This window comes from Nocardiopsis sp. NPDC101807, assembly GCF_044766605.1.
GTDB classification, from domain to species: Bacteria; Actinomycetota; Actinomycetes; order Streptosporangiales; family Streptosporangiaceae; genus Nocardiopsis; species Nocardiopsis tropica.
Genome location: NZ_JBIWMK010000003.1, coordinates 1 through 15,258 on the forward strand (window position 1 = coordinate 1; position 15,258 = coordinate 15,258).

At 70.2% G+C, this 15,258-nt stretch carries 20 protein-coding genes and 2 pseudogenes; 15 read left to right on the forward strand and 7 right to left on the reverse strand.

The features are described from left to right. Positions 1–606 (reverse strand): annotated as a pseudogene (locus ACIRPH_RS09565) (sensor histidine kinase); the annotation flags it as partial. 252 nt (positions 607–858) lie between these two features. Then, positions 859–1,701 (reverse strand): S1 family peptidase, encoded by an 843-nt coding sequence (locus tag ACIRPH_RS09570; RefSeq protein ID WP_402911680.1) that lies wholly within the window; start codon positions 1,699–1,701, stop codon positions 859–861. A gap of 616 nt (positions 1,702–2,317) precedes the next feature. On the opposite strand from ACIRPH_RS09570, the gene ACIRPH_RS09575 reads away from it, so the two are divergent. Further along, positions 2,318–2,650, forward strand: a complete 333-nt coding sequence (locus tag ACIRPH_RS09575; RefSeq protein WP_402911682.1) for a hypothetical protein — start codon at positions 2,318–2,320, stop codon at positions 2,648–2,650. A 232-nt stretch (positions 2,651–2,882) separates the two neighbouring features. On the opposite strand, the gene ACIRPH_RS09580 is transcribed toward ACIRPH_RS09575, so the two are convergent. Next, a complete protein-coding gene (locus tag ACIRPH_RS09580; protein WP_402911684.1) occupies positions 2,883–3,314 on the reverse strand; it encodes an ArsI/CadI family heavy metal resistance metalloenzyme in 432 nt (143 codons plus the stop codon). Positions 3,315–3,392: 78 nt separating this feature from the next. Here ACIRPH_RS09580 and ACIRPH_RS09585 point away from each other — a divergent pair, with 78 nt between their 5' ends. Genes ACIRPH_RS09585 through ACIRPH_RS09595 form a run of 3 tightly spaced genes read left to right on the forward strand, consistent with a single transcriptional unit; the run spans position 3,393 to position 5,277 of the window. Then, entirely contained in the window at positions 3,393–3,770 is a 378-nt protein-coding gene (locus tag ACIRPH_RS09585) for an ArsR/SmtB family transcription factor (RefSeq protein ID WP_402911686.1), read from the forward strand. After that, positions 3,767–4,855 carry an ACR3 family arsenite efflux transporter gene (gene arsB, locus ACIRPH_RS09590; RefSeq protein WP_402911689.1) on the forward strand — a complete coding sequence of 363 codons (1,089 nt, stop codon included), beginning with the start codon at positions 3,767–3,769 and terminating at the stop codon, positions 4,853–4,855. Before ACIRPH_RS09585 ends, arsB begins: the two co-directional genes overlap by 4 nt. Then, the gene (locus ACIRPH_RS09595) at positions 4,852–5,277 is read left to right on the forward strand and encodes an arsenate reductase ArsC (protein ID WP_402911691.1); all 426 of its coding nucleotides are present in this window, start codon (positions 4,852–4,854) and stop codon (positions 5,275–5,277) included. Before arsB ends, ACIRPH_RS09595 begins: the two co-directional genes overlap by 4 nt. A gap of 55 nt (positions 5,278–5,332) precedes the next feature. Here the strand turns inward: ACIRPH_RS09595 and ACIRPH_RS09600 are convergent, their stop codons facing one another. The 3 genes from ACIRPH_RS09600 to ACIRPH_RS09610 all read right to left on the reverse strand — a co-directional run bounded on the left by ACIRPH_RS09600 (position 5,333) and on the right by ACIRPH_RS09610 (position 6,804). Further along, the gene (locus ACIRPH_RS09600) at positions 5,333–5,548 is read right to left on the reverse strand and encodes a DUF397 domain-containing protein (protein WP_402911694.1); all 216 of its coding nucleotides are present in this window, start codon (positions 5,546–5,548) and stop codon (positions 5,333–5,335) included. A 268-nt stretch (positions 5,549–5,816) separates the two neighbouring features. Continuing rightward, entirely contained in the window at positions 5,817–5,999 is a 183-nt protein-coding gene (locus ACIRPH_RS09605; protein WP_402911696.1) for a DUF397 domain-containing protein, read from the reverse strand. Further along, a complete protein-coding gene (locus ACIRPH_RS09610) occupies positions 5,983–6,804 on the reverse strand; it encodes a helix-turn-helix transcriptional regulator (protein ID WP_402911699.1) in 822 nt (273 codons plus the stop codon). The genes ACIRPH_RS09605 and ACIRPH_RS09610 overlap by 17 nt, the downstream gene beginning before the upstream one ends. A 328-nt stretch (positions 6,805–7,132) precedes the next feature. Here ACIRPH_RS09610 and ACIRPH_RS09615 point away from each other — a divergent pair, with 328 nt between their 5' ends. The 7 genes and pseudogenes from ACIRPH_RS09615 (at position 7,133) to ACIRPH_RS09645 (ending at position 11,344) form a co-directional block, all read left to right on the forward strand. Further along, positions 7,133–7,564 carry an ATP-binding protein gene (locus ACIRPH_RS09615; protein WP_402911702.1) on the forward strand — a complete coding sequence of 144 codons (432 nt, stop codon included), beginning with the start codon at positions 7,133–7,135 and terminating at the stop codon, positions 7,562–7,564. Next, entirely contained in the window at positions 7,561–7,788 is a 228-nt protein-coding gene (locus ACIRPH_RS09620; protein WP_402911705.1) for a hypothetical protein, read from the forward strand. Before ACIRPH_RS09615 ends, ACIRPH_RS09620 begins: the two co-directional genes overlap by 4 nt. 256 nt (positions 7,789–8,044) lie before the next feature. Next, positions 8,045–8,218, forward strand: a pseudogene (locus ACIRPH_RS09625) (BldC family transcriptional regulator); the annotation flags it as partial. A gap of 149 nt (positions 8,219–8,367) precedes the next feature. Next, positions 8,368–8,694, forward strand: coding sequence for a hypothetical protein (locus tag ACIRPH_RS09630; RefSeq protein ID WP_402911707.1), 327 nt, complete (start codon positions 8,368–8,370; stop codon positions 8,692–8,694). A gap of 13 nt (positions 8,695–8,707) precedes the next feature. Further along, complete coding sequence (locus tag ACIRPH_RS09635) at positions 8,708–9,025, forward strand: hypothetical protein (protein WP_402911710.1); 318 nt, start codon at positions 8,708–8,710, stop codon at positions 9,023–9,025. A 124-nt stretch (positions 9,026–9,149) separates the two neighbouring features. Continuing rightward, the gene (locus ACIRPH_RS09640; RefSeq protein ID WP_402911712.1) at positions 9,150–10,610 is read left to right on the forward strand and encodes a hypothetical protein; all 1,461 of its coding nucleotides are present in this window, start codon (positions 9,150–9,152) and stop codon (positions 10,608–10,610) included. A 107-nt stretch (positions 10,611–10,717) separates the two neighbouring features. Beyond that, positions 10,718–11,344, forward strand: a complete 627-nt coding sequence (locus tag ACIRPH_RS09645) for a TetR/AcrR family transcriptional regulator (RefSeq protein ID WP_402911714.1) — start codon at positions 10,718–10,720, stop codon at positions 11,342–11,344. An 80-nt stretch (positions 11,345–11,424) separates the two neighbouring features. On the opposite strand, the gene ACIRPH_RS09650 is transcribed toward ACIRPH_RS09645, so the two are convergent. Further along, positions 11,425–12,216 (reverse strand): helix-turn-helix transcriptional regulator, encoded by a 792-nt coding sequence (locus ACIRPH_RS09650; RefSeq protein WP_402911716.1) that lies wholly within the window; start codon positions 12,214–12,216, stop codon positions 11,425–11,427. A gap of 97 nt (positions 12,217–12,313) precedes the next feature. On the opposite strand from ACIRPH_RS09650, the gene ACIRPH_RS09655 reads away from it, so the two are divergent. The 4 genes from ACIRPH_RS09655 to ACIRPH_RS09670 all read left to right on the forward strand — a co-directional run bounded on the left by ACIRPH_RS09655 (position 12,314) and on the right by ACIRPH_RS09670 (position 15,085). Beyond that, positions 12,314–13,117, forward strand: coding sequence for an SDR family oxidoreductase (locus ACIRPH_RS09655; protein ID WP_402911719.1), 804 nt, complete (start codon positions 12,314–12,316; stop codon positions 13,115–13,117). 438 nt (positions 13,118–13,555) lie between these two features. Beyond that, positions 13,556–13,735: a hypothetical protein gene (locus ACIRPH_RS09660; RefSeq protein ID WP_402911721.1), complete on the forward strand. Its 180-nt coding sequence runs from the start codon at positions 13,556–13,558 to the stop codon at positions 13,733–13,735. Continuing rightward, a complete protein-coding gene (locus ACIRPH_RS09665; RefSeq protein ID WP_402911724.1) occupies positions 13,719–14,252 on the forward strand; it encodes a DUF6879 family protein in 534 nt (177 codons plus the stop codon). The genes ACIRPH_RS09660 and ACIRPH_RS09665 overlap by 17 nt, the downstream gene beginning before the upstream one ends. Then, positions 14,252–15,085 carry a helix-turn-helix domain-containing protein gene (locus tag ACIRPH_RS09670; RefSeq protein WP_402911727.1) on the forward strand — a complete coding sequence of 278 codons (834 nt, stop codon included), beginning with the start codon at positions 14,252–14,254 and terminating at the stop codon, positions 15,083–15,085. Before ACIRPH_RS09665 ends, ACIRPH_RS09670 begins: the two co-directional genes overlap by 1 nt. The last annotated feature ends 173 nt before the right edge of the window (positions 15,086–15,258 follow it).

Below are 15,258 nucleotides of genomic sequence, written 5' to 3' on the forward strand. Positions count from 1 at the left end.
GTGGCCCTGGATGTCGTGCAGGTCGCCGGCGAAGCGCACCCTCTCCCGGGCCACGGCCAGCTCCGCCTCGCGCTCCCTCGACTCCTCCAGCTCCGTGATCAGACCGGAGACCAGGTGGTTGAGGAACACGAGGGTGACCCCCACCACGGCGACGCTGGTGGAGTGGACGACGTGGTCGAGGAGGACGTCGAGGGCGCCACCGGGTGACATCACCATCCGTGCCGCGACCACCGCGACGACGAAGGCGCCCAGCGCCACTGCCGCCGCACCCCGGCGCGGGCGCGGCAGCTGGAAGAGGACGACGGTCCCCACGACGGAGATGCCGAAGGACGCGGACGCGTCGTCCAGGACCAGCACACCGACGAGCCATACGGCCGAGGCCGCGACCAGGCAGAGGAGCGGGACCCGGGAGGAAAGGCTCTCGCTCCACCCCCGGGACGCCAGCACGGCAGCCGCCACCCCCACGCCCAGGACGACGGCGTGCACGGGGTTCTCGGCGTTGATCGAGATCAGGAGCGCCCCGATGGCGCAGAGCGACGCGAACACGATGTTGAGATTGAGCATGCGCAACTGCCCCTGCGTCGCCTCGGCGCGCTCGGACCTCATGTGAGCCCTTCCGGGATCGGACGGTGGAGTCCGTCCCAGTATTCTTCCGGCTCCGCGTCGCCGCCAGTGACACTGCGTCATGCCTTCGCCCGGAGCCGGATCACGGGACACTGCCCAGCCGACCGGGCTTCCCCTCCCGGTCGGGGCCGTCCTCACGACGGTGCTCCCGAGGCCCGGCCCTGCGCCGATCGCGGCCGGGGGGCTCCGGCTCCCCCACACCGCGCCGGGCCGGGGCCGCCCCGCTCCCCTGGGTCAGCGCCGCTGCGCGCCGGAGGGGCCGCCCCCGACGGTGGTGAGGACCCAGTCCGCGTGCGCCGCGGTGTCGGTGAAGACCGACGGGCCGACACAGAGCGGGTCGGCGTCGAAGTCGCCGTCGCGGCTGACCAGCCCGACCAGCTCCCAGTCCCCCTCGCTACCGCGGACCATGGGGCCGCCGGAGTCGGTGGTGCAGGCCTGGGCCTCCTCGGTGGGGTGCTGCGAGTACAGGTCCCTGTCGGGGTCCATCTCCGCGCACCGGTCGTGGTCGACGACCTCGGTGTCGAGCTCCTGGAGGATGTCCGGTTTGCCCGCCTCCCCGAACTCGTCGAGCATCCCCCAGCCCAGGATGCGCACGGCGGCTCCGGGGGCCGCCGACTCGTCGGCGATGCCGATGGGGGTCTGCCCGACGGGGGAGTCGAGCCTGAGCAGCGCCAGGTCGTTGTAGAGCAGGTACGCCGAGAGCTCGTAGGCGGGGTCGTCGCTGACATCGATCATCTCGAACTCGGGGTGCTCGACGACCTCGGCCACCTCGCGCTCGCTGCCGCCCCGCGTCTGGTCGGTGCTGCCCACCCGGACGGTGATTCGTTCGGGGCCGGTGCAGTGCGCCGCCGTGAGGATCCACTGCTCGTCGACCAGAGAGCCACCGCAGTAGTGCGCGCCGTTGTCGTCGTACAGGGCTGCCATGAAACCGTACTCCTCGGTCGCGTCGACCCCGCCGATGATCGCTCCGGCCGGGGAGGCGAGCGCGGTCGCGCCCAGGAGCGCCCCGGCCCCCGCCGCTCCCGCGAACGCCGCCTTCCGGCCTCGTCCGGTCCTGTCACTGCGGCGGTCGACCATGCCCAGCCCTTCGTCGTGGAGTGCGTGTGCCCGTGCTGTCCGCGGGCACCGCCCACACTAGAAAGCCCTACGCACAGGCACATCGGCCACGAGGACTAGTCCCACCCCCGACGTAGGGCGGTCCCCACGGGCCCGGCGGGCGACGAAAGACGCGGAACGCGGCGGCACGCGGTAGCCCCGGGTGCGCCCCGGCCCGGACCCGTGAACGCCGGTGGTCACCGATGACCGCCTCGCGCAGGGTGAGCGCCGGTGCCTGCTCGACGTCGCGCGGCACGATGCAGGGATGGAGGTCGGTCACGACGGCCATGCAGGTCTCGCCATGGTCCTTCCCCGGATGTCGTGGATGTCGGCCGAGAGGCGGACGTGGCCGTGCGGTGATGCCGCATGGCGCACCTGTACGACGTAGATCTTGGAGAGGGGCAGAAGCCGCCGACGGGGAAACCGGCAGGCCGATGGCCGATCCCTTCTCCTCTGGCGGGCTCTCCCCTACCGCAGCAGGGAAGTCGGCGGTGTGGCGGAACGGGACCGCGGCGAGGCCGACGCCCCGTGCATGGCGTCCGGCGAAGAGGAGGCCCCGCTGGGGACGGCCATCCGGGGGTGCCCCAGAATGACCGACGTGAACGCCCCCAGCGTCGAGGAGAGTCCCGTGTCCCCTGTCCAGATCATCCGCACGGCGGCCTTCGCCCTGATCGCCGGGGGCGTGGCTCTCGGACTGGTCCCCGGCGGGCCGTGCGGCGCGGGCTGGTGGCCCCTGGTCAGCGTGAACGCCTCCTTCGGGTGGATCGGTTACGGGGACGCGCCCAGCATGGGGATGGCGACCACCGTGTGCGGGACGGCCATGGCCCCGGTGGGGTCGTGGGCGATCGCGTTGACCGCGATCGGGGCGGCCCTGCTGCTGGGGGTGTGGCGCAGTACCCGACAGGGGGCGAAGGCCGAGCCGGAGAAGTAGGAGCCGCGCCTGGTCCGGCGCTTCGCCCTCACCGCCCCCGTACAGCGAGGGCTCGGGACCGACACGGACGGGCGACGCCTCGCAGGCGGGCGCGCGAGGCCCCCCACGAGGCGGTTCCTCACCGGAGCGAGGTATGGCCCGTCCCCCTGCCGTTCTCCGCCCCGGAACCGCACCCGTGTCCGGGTTGGCGGCCCGCGCCTTCCTGCTGTGGCAGGACCGGAACCATCAGGGCTCAACTGCCGCAGCAGCCCCCGGCCCGAGCGGGCACCGGCACGTCCTCGACCTTGCCCCGCTGGTCGCTGTCGGCCTTGACCACGTACACCTCCCACGGCTCCCGGCCCGGGCCGTGCACCCACACCTTGTCCTGCACCGCGTAGCAGCACGAGGTGTCGTTCTCCTCGAACGTGGCCAGCCCGGCTTCCTTGAGGCGGTCGGCGGCGGCGCCGACCTGGTCGGAGGAGTCCACCTCCACCCCCAGGTGGTCCAGGCGGGTCTCCTGCCCCGGCTCGCCCTCGATGAGGACGAGCTTGAGCGGGGGCTCGGCGATCGCGAAGTTGGCATAGCCCGGCCGGCGCTTGGCGGGCTCGGTACCGAAGAGCTGGGAGTAGAAGGTCACCGACGCTTCGAGGTCGGCGACGTTGAGGGCGAGCTGCATGCGGGACACGGGGACCTCCACAGGTCTTGCATCGAAATCCGTCGATGCAAGGTTGCGCCCTGTTTCGAGGTTTGTCAATATAGAAGCATGTCGAATCAACAGAGTGCGGACGGCGCCGCCCCCGGCGCGGTCGCGGGCTGCTGCCCGGCCCTGCTCACCACCCCGCTCGGCCAGGAGGAGGCCGTGGAGCTGGCCCGGGTCTTCAAGGCCCTGGGCGATCCCGTGCGCCTGCGGCTGCTGTCGATGATCGCCTCCCGCGACGGCGGCGAGGTGTGCGTGTGCGACCTGACCCCCGCCTTCGACCTGGCCCAGCCCACCATCTCCCACCACCTCAAACTCCTGCGCGAGGCCGGTCTCATCGCCGCCGAGCGGCGCGGCACCTGGGTGTACTACCGGCTGCTGCCCGCCGCGACCGACCGCCTGGCCGCCGTCCTGACCCGCCGCACCGCGGCGGCCGAGGCGTGAGCGCCCCCGCTCAGGCGGCCACCGGCGCCCCGCGACTACCGGTCCTGGACCGCTACCTGACCGTGTGGATCCTGGCCGCCATGGCCGCCGGACTGGCCCTGGGACGGCTCGTCCCCGGCCTGGGCCAGGCCCTGGCCGGGATGGGCGTGGCCGGGGTGTCCCTGCCCATCGCCGCCGGGCTGCTCGTGATGATGTACCCGCCGCTGGCCAGGGTCCGCTACGACCGCCTGGGCACGGTCACCGGGGACCGGCGCCTGCTCTGGGCCTCGCTGGCGGTGAACTGGATCGCCGGACCGGCGGTGATGTTCGCGCTGGCGTGGCTGTTCCTGGCCGACCTGCCCGAGTACCGCACCGGGCTGATCATCGTCGGCCTGGCCCGCTGCATCGCGATGGTCATCGTCTGGAACGACCTGGCGTGCGGGGACCGCGAGGCCGCCGCCGTGCTGGTCGCGCTGAACTCGGTGTTCCAGGTGGTGGCCTTCGGCGCGCTGGGCTGGTTCTACCTGGTGGGCCTGCCCGGGTGGCTGGGCTGGGAGCAGGCGGCGCTGGAGGTCTCCTTCACCGACATCTCCGCCTCGGTCCTGATCTTCCTCGGGGTGCCGCTGCTGGCCGGGTACCTGACCCGCCGCCTGGGCGAGCGGGCCCGCGGACGGGAGTGGTACGAGACCCGCCTGTTGCCGAAGCTGGGCCCGTGGGGCCTGTACGGGCTGCTGTTCACCATCGTGGCGCTGTTCGCCCTGCAGGGAGAGGCGATCACCTCCCGCCCCTGGGACGTGGTGCGCATCGCCGTTCCGCTACTGGTCTACTTCGTGCTCATGTGGGCCGGGACCCTGCTGTTGGGCCGCCTGCTGGGGTTGGGCTACCCGCGGGCGGTCACGCTGGCCTTCACCGCGGCGGGCAACAACTTCGAGCTCGCGATCGCGGTGGCCATCTCCTCCTTCGGCGCCGCCTCCGGCCAGGCCCTGGCCGGGGTGGTGGGCCCGCTCATCGAGGTGCCCGTCCTGATCGCCCTGGTGCACGTGGCCCTGGCCACCCGCCGCTTCTTCCCCGAGCAGCCCTCCACGACGAAAGGCCCCCGGCCATGAACTCCGACACCGCCCCCCGGATCCCGCAGGTGCTGTTCGTGTGCGTGCACAACGCCGGACGCTCCCAGATGGCCGCCGCGTTCCTGCAACACCTGGGCGCCGGGCGGGTGCGGGTGCGCTCGGCCGGGTCCGCACCGGCCGACGCGGTCAACCCCGCGGTCGTGGCGGCCATGGCCGAGGCCGGCATCGACATCACCGCCAACGTTCCGAAGGTCCTGACCGATGAGGAGGTGCGTTCCTCGGATGTGGTGGTGACCATGGGGTGCGGGGACGCCTGCCCGTTCTACCCGGGCAAGCGCTACCTGGACTGGGTCCTGCCCGACCCCGCCGGCCGGGGCGTGGAAGCGGTGCGGCCCATCCGCGACCGCATCCGCGCCCACGTCGAGGAACTCCTGCAGGAGCTGGCCTCATCACCCCGGTGACCACCAGCACCCCGGACTTCACACGTCCTGGCCGGGGCCGGTTCGTGCTGTGCCCCTACCGGCCTCGGACCGCGTTCACCAGGGCTGCCCACTCGTCCCCAGTGAATTCCAGGTACCCCGCGGCGCGGTTCTGGCTGTCGCGGACGTCAGCGCCACCGGTGTGCTCCCGAGCTTCGACGCAGTTTCCTCCGTTGGCGCTGTAGCTGCTCTTGTGCCACTTGTCGTCGGGGGCGAGGGCGGTCGGGACTCCGTCTCCGGGGACTACCGTCATATCGGCCTCCTCAGGCTTCTGACAGCACATGGGGCGAGGCTACCGGCACGTGATGCGTCATAGGCGGTCCGTCGACCGAACCGGGAGCACGGTCCAGAGGAACCCAGACTTCGGGCATCGTCCCATGGGACGGGTGCGCGTCTACGGCTACCGAGACAGCGGGGCTTTGGTTCTGGAGATGCATCCCGCCCCGGGGTAGCTTGAACCCGCTGAACACGGAACCGGTCCCGCCCACTACTCCTGGGCGGGGCCGGTTCGTGCTGTGCCCCTACCGGCCTCGGACCGCCGCCAGAAGGGCAGTCCACTCGGAAGCCCCGGCCGACAGGTGGCCCGACTCCCGGTTCTGCGTGTCACGCACGAGGACGCTCTTCCCCTCAGCGACCTCGACACAGCTTCCGTTCGCCGTGCTGTAGCTGCTCTTGTGCCACTCGGGCTCACGCTGTGTACTCATCGAGTTCTTCCTTGACCTTCCTGATGAAGTCGGCTGACTGGCCCGGCGACCACGCCTCTGCCTGCACAGAGCTGAAAATCGACAGGCAGGCCTGCACTCTGCCGCTGTCATCCATCAGAATCTCACCTTGCTGATACTCCGCCGACGCCACCATGGGTTTGTCCGGAAACGAGTACACCCGGAAAGGACCGGAGGCCCCAGGGTGACACCCGGGGTTGGGCGGTACGACCTGTAGACGTACTACCCGTTTCTCCATCAATGCCAGCACTTCACCGAGCTGATCAGAGAGAACCTTCCGGCCCCCGATGACCCTCGTCACCGCGTTCGCCTCCAGCACCATGTAGATCAGCGGCGGATCTGTCTCCAAGATCGCCTGTCGCCTCATCCGCGACTTGACCATCTCCTCCAGCTCGGCCTCACTGGCGCCGGGAGAGGTGTCCCGGTTCGCTGCGTACGCATACGCCTCGGTCTGGATGAGGCCAGGAACTACCTGGTTTTGGTACTCACGCAGCTCCGAGATCTTCCGCTCGAGCTGCTCTACCTCCTCATACCATTCCGGAACCCCAGTTGCGTCATTTGCGGCTTTCCAAGCACGATGAACTACACCCGAGCTACCGAGTTCTCGGTCGATATCTCGCGCGCTCTGCTCGCTGAGCCTACGGGTACCGCACTCCCACGCCGAGACGGTCGAGGGCACGACCGACAGAGCCTTGGCCAGCTGGACTTGCGTGATTTTCGCCTTCTTGCGCGTCTTCTGGATGACGAGGCCAAGGCGTATGAGTTCGGGCTTCGGGGGACGGTCCATGACTCTCCATGTACACCAGGGGATCTACCAAGTCGACTCATTCAAGGCGATGGGTCTTCCCGACTTCACCGAAACCACAAGATCGTGACAGGTCAGTGATGTCTCTAGCGCTCGGACCGGCCGGGTGTTCAAGGTAGAGCCACGGAGAGACAGCGGAGGCCGATGAAAACGGAGGCGTCCGACTGAAAGTCCGTTGCAAGCCAAAAGCCCCGGCGACCGTCGCAACCGGCCCCCGAGGCTCAATACCCCACCCCGAACCACCGAGGTGAGACGAATGCAGCCTACCGGCACCACTACACCGAAACCAGACGTAAACCCCGAACCCGCTGTGCCCTACCCGCACCGGATCGGGTTCAGCGAGCCCCACCGGCACGGCATCCTCCTGGGCCACGAGCGCGGCTGCGCCGCCCTGGCCGCCTGGGTGCCCACCGTGGTCCCCCGCCGGGCGAGGAAACCGGTCTTCCTGGTGGCCGAGGCCCTGGTGTCGAACGCCCGCAAGCACACCCGTTCCGGGGACCCGGGCGGGACCGTGCGGGTGGTCGTCGACGTCAACCCGTTCCTGGTCGGCGTCGCCGTGACCGACAACGGTCCCCGGGCAGGCGCCGTCATCCCCTGTCCGCGTCTGGGTGACGCCCACCGCTCTCCGCTGCCGGGTCTGCATCTGGTGGACCATCTGGCCGTGTACTGGGAGTGGGGCTGGGAGTGGAGGGGCGCGGGGGCGGGGCCGTTGACGGTGCGTGCGGTGGTCGAGAACCCGTGAGGTGGCATCCCGGGCACGACCGCGAGGAGCGTGACCTGGCCGCCGCGCTGGCCCGCCGCCATGCCCCGTACTGGGTGGTGATGTGGTCCTACTCGCTGCGCGTGTGGGTGGCGTTCTACACCGGCCCCGCGCGGGTGGCCCCGCTGAAGTGCGCGGACCCCGACCGGCTCTCCCGGCAGATGCGGCACGTGGCGCGCACCCTCGTCTTGGGCCGCTCCCCCTGAGAACCCCCTCCGGGCGGCACCGTTGCGCCCGGAGGCTCCCTGCCCGGTGCCTTCGCACCGGGCCGCGGGGCCGCCGCCGAAAAGGGGGGCCGGCGGCCCCGCCCCACCCACTCGGGTCCGGTCGCACTTCCCCGGACCGGACCCGACCCCCAACCACAACCGCCCCTCCACCGACACCCGACCGCCGACCACCCGCAACCGACAACCGACAACCGACAAACACACGCTGACGGAGAACCACGTGCCCACCGCACCCCTGCCCGAACTCGTCGAGAAGGCCGACGCCCTGCTCACCCCCGGCGAAGTCGCCCGCCTCTTCCGCGTCGACCCCAAGACCGTCACCCGCTGGGAGAAGGACGGCCGACTCGCCTCGGTCAAAACCCTCGGCGGGCACCGCCGCTACCCCCAGACCCAGATCAACGCCCTGCTCACCACCCCCGGCCCCGGCACCGGCGGCGGAGCCGTCCTGCTGGCCCTGGAAGAGGTCCGCGACCTGGCCACGACCCACGGCGACCCCACCGCCGCCGCCCGCATCGACGACCTCATCACCACCCTGCGCACCCAGGAAGACAGGCACTGATGCGCGAGGACCCCGCACCCGGCTGGCACATCGAGACGGCGACGGTGAACGACCGCCCCGGGGTGAGCTTCCGCCGCCCCTGGGAGGACACCCCCACCGTCCTGCGCGCCACCGACCCCGACCGAGTCACCGCCGACCTGCGCGCCCTGGAGGAGATCGACCGTTCCCACCCCGGCTGGTACGTGGGCTTCCTCATCCGCCCCACACCGGTGTCACACCTGGACGGGCTCTGGGCGCAGTACCCCGGCGTGACCGTGGTCCACGCCGAGACCCCGCCCGACCTGATCCGGCGCATCACCGACGCCCGCGCCCGACACGGCCTGTGAAGGACGGACCCCGATGAGCACGAGGGCGAGCGACGGAACTCCCACCGTCCCCCGCTACCTGGACCGCGCCGAGACCGTCGCACCCCGGATCATGGCCGGGCACAGACGGCGTGCCGCCGAGACCGCGGCGGGGATCGCCCGCCTCGAACTCCTCGCGGCCGAACAGCGCCACAGAGCCGCCGACCTGGAGTACGCCGCCGCACTGCGGCGACTGGCCGAGGCGCGCACGCGAGTCGACGTCCTCGACACCGCAGCCCTGGCCACGGTGCTGCGCAGCTACCAGGCACTCATCGGTGTGCGCCGTTCGACCGCATCCGGGGGGCCACCGTGAGCGCACGCGGTCGGCCCCGAACGAACTCCCTTCATAGATACAGTTGTGTAGCTACAACTCTGTAGCTAAGGTGGTGCGCGAGCGGTCGTCGCCCCACGTCGGCCCAGGACATGAGGACACACCCATGACCCGACCCGCCATCCCCGTGCACGCGGACTGGAACGCCGTCCTGTGCACCTCGCGCACCACCTTGACCACCCACCTGTGGACGGCCCCGCCCCTGCGCCGCGCTTCACCCATCCACGACAGGGCCTTCGCCGCACTGCGCGAGCTCGACACCGACCACACACGCTTCCTCTCCTTCTGGACCCACCCCCACCTGGCCGTCCCCGCGCTGGAACCGCCCTCCGACCACGCGACCTCCTGGGACTTCACGCACCTGGACCCCCTCCTCGACGACTTCATGGAGGCCACCCGGGGCCGGCCGGTGGTCGCCAACCTGGCCGCCATCCCCACCTGGATGTTCGACACCCCCAAGCCCGTGGCGGTGGGCGCCGACCCCGACGCCGCGCAGTGGGACTACGAACAGGGCACACAGCCGCGCGACGCCACCCTGAACCAGATCGCGGACTACTTCGAGCGCATGGCCCGCTGGTACATCAGCGGCGGATTCACCGACGAGCTCGGCCGACGCCACACCTCCCCGCACCGCCACCGGTTCGCCTACTGGGAGGTCCTCTGCGAACCCGACGTGGGCCACCAGTGGGACCCGGCCACCTACACCCGCCTCTACGACCAGGTCGTCCAGCGCCTGCGCCCCTTGGACCCCGACATGCGCTTCGTGGGGCTGTCGCTGAGCCCCATCACCGACGACCCCGACTACTTCTGGCACTTCCTCGACCCGGCCAACCACGCCCCCGGCATCCCGATCGACGCCGTCTCCTACCACTTCTACGCCGCTCCGGCCCTGACCGACGCCGTGGACAGCCGCCCCAACGCCCCCTTCTCCACCTGGCACACCACCTTCTTCGCCCAGGCCGACGGGTTCCTGCGCCAGGTCAGCCTCATCGAATCCATCAAGAAGCGCCTCAGTCCCCACACACGCACCCACATCAACGAGATCGGCAGCTTCGCCCCCGACGTCATGGCCGCCGAGCCCGACATCCCCGACCAGTACTGGGCCCTGGCCGGGGCGCTCGTCGCCTACCTGTGGTCCCGCCTGACCGCGCTGGGCATCGACCTCGTGGGCGTGGCCGAGTTCCTCGGCTACCCCACCGTCATCCCCGGCACCAGCCTCCTGGACTGGGAGACCGGCGAACCCAACGCCCGCTACCGCGTCCTGGCGCTGCTCCTGGAGCACTTCGGCCCCGGCGACCTGCTCGTGCCCACCCGCGCCGGCAGCGAACTGTCCCCCGAACCCCCCGTGCACGCCCAGGGGTTCGTCACCTCCGACGGCCGGCGCCGCCTCCTGCTGGTCAACACGGGGCCCGACCCCGTCCAGGTCAGCCTCACCGGGGAGGGCCGCTTCCACGAGACCGCCCATGTGGACACCGCCACGTCCCACCGCCCGGCCCTCCGGGCACCGGCCTCCGGCGACCTCCTGGAACTGGGCCCCTTCTCCACCACCGTGGCCACCCTGGCCTGAGAGCGCAGCCGCCGACCGGCGCCGCCGCCACGGAACGCCCGGCCCGCCGGTCACTCCGGGCACCGGCTCTACACTGGGCCGGTGCCCTGACAGGGAGGACAACGCCCATGACCGCCCGTGGCCGCCGCGGCCCCGAACAACTGCTGGCCGACATCCGCGCCGCAGCCGTCGAGGAACTCTGCCTGGTGGGCGTCGGCCGCCTGAGCATGGCGGGCATCGCGCAGCGCTCGGGCACCGCCCGCACCTCCCTGTACCGGCGCTGGTCCGCCCCCATCGACATCGTGCTCGACGCCCTCGAGCACGACTTCCCGCAGGAGACGGTGTCCCCCGGCACCGACGACCTCCGCGGCGACCTCGTCCGGGCGCTGGTCAGCCTGGCCGAGTGGACCTCCACCCCCACGGCCCGGGCCGCGGCCGCGATCCTGACCGAGCGCGACCGCCACCCCGAACTGGCCGCCGCCCTGTACACCCGCGTGTTCGACCCCAAGGGGGGCCGCTTCACCCGCACCGTCCTGAACCACTACGCGGAGCACGGACACATCGACCCGTCCCTGGTCAGCGACGTGGTCGTCGACATAGGCGAGGCCCTGGTCCTCAAACACCTCTCCGACACCGGGCACGTCCCCACACACGCCCACCTCGAACGCATCGTGGACCACGCCATCCTTCCCGCGGTGGGGCTGCCCCGTCGGGGGACCTGCCCGGGGGAGGATCCCCGGCACCCGGTGAGCTGACCTCCCACGGGACCGCCGGTCGCCGGGGCGGCCGGGGCGGTGCTCGGCCGCGCGAGAGGCGCCGGGGTCCGGGCACGCCCTCAGGGGGTGGCGCCGGTCCCCTCCTCCGTCCCTTTCTCCCGGTAGACCAGGAGCTGGTACCCGGGCACGCTGGCGACGTCGAAAGCGTGGAAGTCGATGCTCAGCAGACCCCGGGCGGGGTGGCGCAGCACCTTCGTCTCGTGGGTCTTGGGCCGCACGTCGTGGCGCGCCCACAGGCCGGGGAACTCCGGGCTCTCGGCCCCCAAACGGTCGAGCAGCTCCCGGAGCCGGGCGGGGGCGACGGCGAAGTCGGCACTGGCACGCAGGTTGGCCACCGTCGCCTCGGCGGAGGCCTCCCAGTCGACGAAGAACCGGCGGCCCTCGGGGTCCAGCAGGACCATCTCCAACAGGTTCGCGGTCTCCTCGAAGCCGGAGAACAGCTCCTGCGCCCGGGCGTTCAGCGCCAGGACGTCGAGCACCGGGTCCAGCACGATCGCGCCGGAGTCGCTCCAGGAGTCCATCAGGCCCAGCAGCTCGGTCGGCACCGGCTGGACCGTGGCCTCTTCGCCGAGCCTGCGCGCCGTACCGGCCAGTGCGTACAGGTGCCGTTCCTCGGCCCCGGTCAACCGCAGCGCCTTGGAGAGACCGGCCAGGACCACCTCCGAGGGGCGGGTCTCCTTGCCCTGTTCCAGGCGGCGGTAGTAGTCGGCGCTCACCTCGGCGAGAGCGGCGACCTCGTCGCGGCGCAGGCCCGGGACGCGGCGCTCGCCCGCCGCGGGCATTCCGACGGCCTCGGGAGTCACCTTGGCCCGGCGTGTCATGAGGAACTCGCCCAACTCGCTGCGTGGCATGCCCCGAGCCTACCGACGGGCACGAGACGCCCCCGGACCGCTGGGGGGCCGTATCGCTACCCCCCGATCCGGCGGAACCGGTCGCATGCTGGTCGGCATGGACACAGCACAGAACACCCGGCCCTCCGCCCAGCTCGTCTCCGGAACCCCGCTCGCCGGACGCGTCGCCGTCGTGACCGGCGCCTCCAGCGGCATCGGCGAGGCGACCGCCCTGCGCTTCGCGGAACTCGGCGCGAAGGTGGCGCTGGTGGCTCGCCGCGGCGACCGGCTCGACCGGGTCGAGGACCGCATCCGCGCCGGCGGCGGAACCGCCCTGGCCCTGCCGACCGACGTCACCGACCGCGCCGCCGTCCTCGCGACGGCCGACCGCGTCGCCGACGAGCTCGGCCGGGCCGACCTCGTCTTCGCCAACGCCGGCGTGCAGCTCATCTCCGGCATCACCGACCTGGCCACGGCGGACTGGGACGCCCAGATCGACCTCAACGTCAAGGGCGTCATGAACACCGTCCAGGCCTTCGTGCCCTCCCTGGAGTCGGCCGCGGCCGACGGCCGCAGCGCCGACCTCGTCATGACCTCGTCGATCGCCGCCGTCCGGATCCTGGAGGGCTTCCAGGTCTACTCCGCGACCAAGGCCTACGTCACCCAGCTCTCCAAACTGCTCCGCACCGAGCTGGGCCGCAAGAAGATCCGCGTGGCGACGATCGAGCCGGGCATGGTCGACACCGAACTGCCCGACCACGTCACCGACCCGGCGGCGAGCAAGCTCATGGCCGACCTGATCGACCAGATCGACGTCCTGTCGTCCGCGGACGTCGCGGAGACGGTCGCCTTCATGAGCGCGGTCCCCAAGCACGTCAACCTGACCGAGATCACCATCCTCCCGACCGAGCAGATCATCTGACGCCGTGACGGGAAGGGTTCGCCGGGCCGGGAAGCATCGGACGGCCCCGCTGCACCGGCCTCTCCCACCGTGAACACGGACGCGCTCACCCCGCTGCTGGGCGGGCGCGTCCGGGTCGCCGACATCGCGCAGCCGCAGGTAGTAGGCCCCGGTCTGCACGCGCAGGGTGATCAGGTTCCTCAACCTCGAACCGGAGCGCGCGGACGACAGCGCCACCGACCGGCCGTTGGCGCCAGCATCGTTGAGACGCGGTCGAAGCTCTGATTCCACGTTCGGGCAGCTCAGCAGCCTCAGGAATGCATCCAGGAACTGCCCTTGGACGGCATTGGATCACCGGAAAATTCCATAACAGGAATATTCGAATTATTCCTGGACGCCGGTGCGCCGCACGCGTAGATTGCGGTGCACACCCCCTACCGCGGAGGTACAACCGTGGACATGGTCCAGATCGCCGGCGACTGCAAGGGCGACGACTGCCCCAAGGTGTTCACCACTGACAGGAACTCGATCGTCGTCCAGGGCGACCTGGTGACGAGTGTGACCAGCCCCCAGGGAGAGGCCGTCGTGGAGATCCCCCGAGCCGTGTGGGAGGAGGCCGCCCGTGCGCTTGGAGGGTGAGGCCTGGCGCGAGTTCTTCGACGCCTTCAGCGATTACGCGTTCCGGTTGGAGACCCTGCCCGTCTACGGGGTCGCCTCCGAGGACGAGGAGTTCAGACGCTTCCTGGCCGGCGAGCCGCGGCCGGACGAGGAACTGGCGGACTCTCCCTGGCTGCACCGGGTTCGCAGGTTCACGGCCTCCGGGCGCCGCGTGGAACGCGTCCACGTGGTGACACCGCCACTGTCGGACTATCTGCGCTACGAGATGGAGTGGGGATACGACTTCAACATCGTGGCAGGTGAGGATGTGCGGATCATCGAGACGGAAGCGCCTACGGAGCTGCCGTTCCTGGCGCACGAGGACTTCTGGCTTTTCGATGACACGCATGTGGTCCTCATGCGGTACGGGGACGACGGAACACAGATCGACCGGGTCCTCCTCGAAGACGCTGACGTCTCGGACTACATTTTCCGCAAGGACGCCGCTCTTCGCCTGGGGACCCCCTATGAGCACTACAGGGCACGACTGAAAACCTAGTGCTGGAACCGGAGAGCATCGGCGGGCGCCGCGGAGAACTGTCCGAGGCGCTTCGTCGCGTACGCAAAAGAGCAGGCTTCACCGGCGAGCGTCTCGCCTCCGGCACCGGAATGAGCCAGAGCAAGATTTCGAAGATCGAGACCGGAAAGCTGGTCCCCTCTTCGGTCGATGTCGAACGGATCCTCCGCGTACTTCGTGCGACTCCGCAGGAAATAGAGGATATCTCTGCCCTGGCGCAAGTCGCCAACACGGAGTATCAGAACTGGCGAGCTTCGCTGCGCCGGGGCCTGCACCACAAACAGGCGGAACTCGCCACCCTCGAAGCGACCTCGTCGACCTTCCGTTACTTCCTTCCGGCCATGGTCACGGGGTTGCTCCAGACCCCGGAGTATGCCAGAGCGAGTCTGGCAAGCCTACCCGGAGACCACACGCGCGCCCTGATGAAGCGGTTCGCACGCCAGTCCATCCTGTATGAAACGAGCAAGGACTTCACCTTTCTCCTGACCGAGCAGGCGCTCCGATGGCCCCTCTGTCGTCCGGGAGAGATGTCGGTACAGCTCGAACGGATCGCAGCGCTTTCCGAATTGCCCAACGTCAGGATCGGTGTGATTCCGCTGGACAGGTCCCCGGTGCCCGAGGGTCCGCTGTCCACATTCACCGTCTACGACCAGGCCCTGGCCACCGTCGAGACGTTCACCGGGGCGCTTCTCATCCGCTCCGCCCAGGACGTGGCCCTCTATGCAAAGACTTTCCGCCTGTTCGAGGAGAACGCCTTTTTTGATGCGGAGGCGCGGGATTTCGTACGCCAGGCGGCAGAATCATTTCGCGGGTAACTTTTCACCCTCGGAGCCATGTCTTGACAACCCCCTCCATGCCCGATGAAAGATTTTATTCCATGACGGGAAAACCATGGCACCCCCATGGGGTCATGTATATTCTCTGAATCGGTTCTCGGCCATTGGCGAGAGAAAAGATGATCTCCACAAGCACGGTCGCAACAGGTGAT

Bases quoted from the DNA above. Each gene is read 5' to 3' on its own strand.
- ACIRPH_RS09570 (WP_402911680.1), bottom strand. From the start codon at position 1,701: ATGGTCGACCGCCGCAGTGACAGGACCGGACGAGGCCGGAAGGCGGCG.
- ACIRPH_RS09585 (WP_402911686.1), top strand. From the start codon at position 3,393: ATGTCGAATCAACAGAGTGCGGACGGCGCCGCCCCCGGCGCGGTCGCG.
- ACIRPH_RS09595 (WP_402911691.1), top strand. From the start codon at position 4,852: ATGAACTCCGACACCGCCCCCCGGATCCCGCAGGTGCTGTTCGTGTGC.
- ACIRPH_RS09600 (WP_402911694.1), bottom strand. From the start codon at position 5,548: ATGACGGTAGTCCCCGGAGACGGAGTCCCGACCGCCCTCGCCCCCGAC.
- ACIRPH_RS09605 (WP_402911696.1), bottom strand. From the start codon at position 5,999: ATGAGTACACAGCGTGAGCCCGAGTGGCACAAGAGCAGCTACAGCACG.
- ACIRPH_RS09610 (WP_402911699.1), bottom strand. From the start codon at position 6,804: ATGGACCGTCCCCCGAAGCCCGAACTCATACGCCTTGGCCTCGTCATC.
- ACIRPH_RS09630 (WP_402911707.1), top strand. From the start codon at position 8,368: ATGCGCGAGGACCCCGCACCCGGCTGGCACATCGAGACGGCGACGGTG.
- ACIRPH_RS09635 (WP_402911710.1), top strand. From the start codon at position 8,708: ATGAGCACGAGGGCGAGCGACGGAACTCCCACCGTCCCCCGCTACCTG.
- ACIRPH_RS09640 (WP_402911712.1), top strand. From the start codon at position 9,150: ATGACCCGACCCGCCATCCCCGTGCACGCGGACTGGAACGCCGTCCTG.
- ACIRPH_RS09645 (WP_402911714.1), top strand. From the start codon at position 10,718: ATGACCGCCCGTGGCCGCCGCGGCCCCGAACAACTGCTGGCCGACATC.
- ACIRPH_RS09650 (WP_402911716.1), bottom strand. From the start codon at position 12,216: ATGCCACGCAGCGAGTTGGGCGAGTTCCTCATGACACGCCGGGCCAAG.
- ACIRPH_RS09655 (WP_402911719.1), top strand. From the start codon at position 12,314: ATGGACACAGCACAGAACACCCGGCCCTCCGCCCAGCTCGTCTCCGGA.
- ACIRPH_RS09660 (WP_402911721.1), top strand. From the start codon at position 13,556: ATGGTCCAGATCGCCGGCGACTGCAAGGGCGACGACTGCCCCAAGGTG.